This window comes from Vibrio sp. Vb0598, from assembly GCF_033338935.1.
GTDB classification, from domain to species: Bacteria; Pseudomonadota; Gammaproteobacteria; order Enterobacterales; family Vibrionaceae; genus Vibrio; species Vibrio alginolyticus.
Map to the genome: position 1 here is coordinate 1 of NZ_JAWOTP010000096.1, position 1,522 is coordinate 1,522.

1 protein-coding gene is annotated in these 1,522 nt (G+C 42.2%); it reads left to right on the forward strand.

The annotated features are described in order from the left end of the window. The first annotated feature begins 1 nt into the window (after position 1). Positions 2 to 1,480: a VPA0450 family T3SS effector inositol phosphatase gene (locus tag R7Q38_RS23180; protein ID WP_318114435.1), complete on the forward strand. Its 1,479-nt coding sequence runs from the start codon at positions 2 to 4 to the stop codon at positions 1,478 to 1,480. Positions 1,481 to 1,522 lie beyond the last annotated feature (42 nt).

Consider the following 1,522-nt stretch of genomic DNA (forward strand, 5'->3'; position numbering starts at 1 on the left):
AATTAATAGTCAACATCGAGGTAATTTAGACCTCGCAGATATTCAAAATATCAAAACCAATGCGAAAGAAGGCGATACCGTTAAATTTGGCTCTGTATTTGGTAAAGAATACAGCGTTACCAAAAGCAATGATGGTGAAATTAGCCTCAAACAAAAAGAAAATCGCAGCTTTTTTAATCGCTTTTTTAGCAAAACAGATTCATCGAAAAACAGCGACTTAAAGCTGAACTTGATGAACCAACAACTGCACAAAAAAGAGAACAACGGCAACGTTAAGGTCCTGACGTTAACGTACAACCAAGCCAACCAAAAGATGCCTGCAGAGACGAAGAACTACTTCCAAAACCTTATCCAAAAGGGTGACTATGATGTGGTCTTATTTGCCGAACAAGAATCGAAATTGCTTGCTAACGACCTAGAACTCGATGGCATGAACCTGCTTAGCCAAAACAAAATGAAAGTCATGACTAAAGGGCTTGGTGAAGGTATCAGCTACACTTCGATGTCTGTTTTTGCGAAAGATGGCGTCGATATTAACGTGAAAAATGAGTCTGAATATCGTCACGGCATCGGTGGACGAAACATGGAATTCTTCATGGGCATCACGGGTAATAAAGGCGGCGTGAAAACGGCTTTGGAGATCAATGGACAACCTTTAAACGTCATTTCTGCACACCTGGATTCCAACAAAGAAGTCAAACGTGAGTTCGAAGGCAACAAGTTGATGGAAGGCATTAATCCAAATGAGGAAGTTCTGATCACTGGCGATCTCAATGAACGTGAGAAGCGCGTTGCTGAAGGCTCTGATGTGCTGTACGACCCAATTGCCCACGATGATACGCACTTAGCGAAACATGGCTTTAAGTTCAAACCACTCGATAGCCATACTTACATGCAGTTAGATAAGCACACTGGCAATATTAAGCAGAAAGAAGGCCGAGATCGCCCTGACTTCGGTGAGCTGGATAATACTGGTTTAACCAACAAAACGGGCAACTTACAGAACCACCAAACCAGTGTTATCACAGAGGGTTTTGAGAATGTCAGCGACCATAAGCCAGTGCAGTCAACATTCGAAGTCAGAAGCTTTTCTCAAAAGTTGATTGAAAACGCATTTACTCAAAATGCCAATGACTTTAAAAATGATGCCGCCTATCTGAAGCCAGGCACGAACCCAGCTAACGCAACGTTTGATGATGTAACCTCTGCTAACCAAGCACGTCTGGGTTTAGAAAACTTAAACCCGAATGAACAAGCATTCGTGAAAGAGAATTTTGCGAGCTTTATTATCGGTAAAGACGCGATCTTCAGCCAGCTAACTAGCGGCTTTATGGAGGAGATGGGCCAACTTCATGCCTCTGATCTTGCTAAGAACCCAACTCATCTACAAGCGCAGCAAATTGCGTTGAGCGAAAAATACGAACAGCTAAGCGATAAAGTAAACGCTGAGTTTAATAAACAATTCGTGGCAAATCTTTAGCCACAGAGCCGTATTTATCTCTGTTCGATATGGAAAACATAG